At 54.6% G+C, this 2500-nt stretch carries 2 rRNA genes (1 of these 2 cut by a window edge); both read left to right on the top strand.

Features of this window, described 5'->3' with window-relative positions:
- Positions 1-1934, top strand: a 23S ribosomal RNA gene (locus ACG74X_RS21180); it begins 1005 nt to the left of the window's first position.
- Between the two features lie 249 nt (positions 1935-2183).
- Positions 2184-2298 (top strand): 5S ribosomal RNA (gene rrf / locus ACG74X_RS21175).
- Positions 2299-2500 lie beyond the last annotated feature (202 nt).

Here is a 2500-nt window from a genome sequence, read left to right as displayed (position 1 = left end):
GGCAGACACACTGCGGATGCTAACGTCCGTAGTGGAGAGGGAAACAACCCTGACCGACAGCTAAGGCCCCTAATTCATGGCTAAGTGGGAAAGCAGGTGGGACGACCAAAACAACCAGGAGGTTGGCTTAGAAGCAGCCATCCTTTAAAGATAGCGTAACAGCTCACTGGTCTAAATAAGTTGTCCTGCGGCGAAGATGTAACGGGGCTCAAGCCATGAGCCGAAGCTTCGGAGTGCGTAAGCACTGGTAGCAGAGCGTAGTGTGACATAAGGCTACGTCTTATTGATCTCTTGTATTGGTGTCATCGGTTCTAAGAGTGTTCGCACTCAAGTAGCCGAAGGCGGTAGTGCAAATAAAGAGATCAGGAAAGACGAAGTCTTTACTGTGAAGCGGGCGCGTGAGCGATCCCGTGGAGTGATCACTAGCGAGAATGATGACATGAGTAGCGACAAAGAGTGTGAGAGACACTCTCGCCGAAAGTCCAAGGGTTCCTGCTTAAAGCTAATCTGAGCAGGGTAAGCCGGCCCCTAAGCCGAGGCCGAAAGGCGTAGGCGATGGGAACCACGTTAATATTCGTGGGCCAGATGGAAGTGACGGATCTCGAAGATTGTTCCTCCTTATCGGATTGGAGGAGCCGTTGAGAGGTTCCTGGAAATAGCTCCATCATCAGACCGTACCCTAAACCGACACAGGTGGACTGGTAGAGAATACCAAGGCGCTTGAGAGAACGATGTTGAAGGAACTCGGCAAAATACCTCCGTAAGTTCGCGAGAAGGAGGCCCGGTTCCTAGGCAACTAGGGGCTGGGGGCACAAACCAGGGGGTGGCGACTGTTTATTAAAAACACAGGGCTCTGCGAAGTCGCAAGACGACGTATAGGGTCTGACGCCTGCCCGGTGCCTGAAGGTTAAAAGGAGGGGTGCAAGCTCTGAATTGAAGCCCAGGTAAACGGCGGCCGTAACTATAACGGTCCTAAGGTAGCGAAATTCCTTGTCGGGTAAGTTCCGACCTGCACGAATGGCGTAACGACTTCCCCGCTGTCTCCAACATCGACTCAGCGAAATTGAATTGCCTGTCAAGATGCAGGCTTCCCGCGGTTAGACGGAAAGACCCCGTGCACCTTTACTACAGCTTCGCACTGGCATCAGACACAACACGTGCAGGATAGGTGGTGGGCTTTGAAACCGGGACGCCAGTCTCGGTGGAGCCACCCTTGAGATACCACCCTTGTTCTGTTTGATGTCTAACCGCGGTCCGTTATCCGGATCCGGGACCCTGCGTGGCGGGTAGTTTGACTGGGGCGGTCGCCTCCTAAAGCGTAACGGAGGCGCGCGAAGGTTGGCTCAGAGCGGTCGGAAATCGCTCGTTGAGTGCAATGGCAGAAGCCAGCCTGACTGCGAGACTGACAAGTCGAGCAGAGTCGAAAGACGGCCATAGTGATCCGGTGGTCCCAAGTGGGAGGGCCATCGCTCAACGGATAAAAGGTACGCCGGGGATAACAGGCTGATACTGCCCAAGAGTCCATATCGACGGCAGTGTTTGGCACCTCGATGTCGGCTCATCTCATCCTGGGGCTGGAGCAGGTCCCAAGGGTACGGCTGTTCGCCGTTTAAAGAGGTACGTGAGCTGGGTTTAGAACGTCGTGAGACAGTTCGGTCCCTATCTGCCGTGGGTGTAGGATACTTGAGAGGAGTTGCCCCTAGTACGAGAGGACCGGGGTGAACGATCCACTGGTGGACCTGTTGTGGCGCCAGCCGCAGTGCAGGGTAGCTATGATCGGACAGGATAACCGCTGAAGGCATCTAAGCGGGAAGCCCCCCTCAAAACAAGGTATCCCTGAGGACCGTGGTAGACCACCACGTCGATAGGCCGGAGATGTAAGCGCAGCAATGCGTTCAGTTGACCGGTACTAATGGTCCGATAGGCTTGATTTGATCCAGTAGAAACAAAACCCGGACGCCTTCCGTCAGGAAGGCGGCCAGTGGCAGGCAGCGTATTCTTGCAAAGAATGCGCGTTGCCACACGGTAACATGCTGGGAACACGATCAAAGTACACACAAACGCGTACTGACTTGGACAACAATCGTCGCACCCAGTATTCGAACGGTGCGGGAACGGGCATTGCTGCGCGATACCCTGCCTCCCGCCGCTCGCATCTGCGGTGCGATCTGACACTTTCTCGGTTTGGTGGTCATAGCGTGAGCAAAACACCCGGCTCCATTCCGAACCCGGCCGTTAAGTGCCACCGCGCCAATGGTACTGCGTCTCAAGACGTGGGAGAGTAGGTCACCGCCAAACCTAGTAAGTGTCAGATTTGATTTAGGTTACACCCAACTTTCCACGGTGTGGCAGGCAGCACCTGACCTGCAGCGTCGATCCCGACCGTCAAACGCCACCGCGCCAATGGCACGGACGTCTCAAGACCTGGGAAAGTAGATCACCGCCAAACCTACTAAAACGTGAAACCAAAATACACATATCTCTCAATACGATGAAAAAA

The organism is Marivita sp. S0852 (assembly GCF_046591575.1).
Classification (GTDB): Bacteria; Pseudomonadota; Alphaproteobacteria; order Rhodobacterales; family Rhodobacteraceae; genus Marivita.
This window is presented reverse-complemented; position numbering and strand designations above follow the sequence as displayed.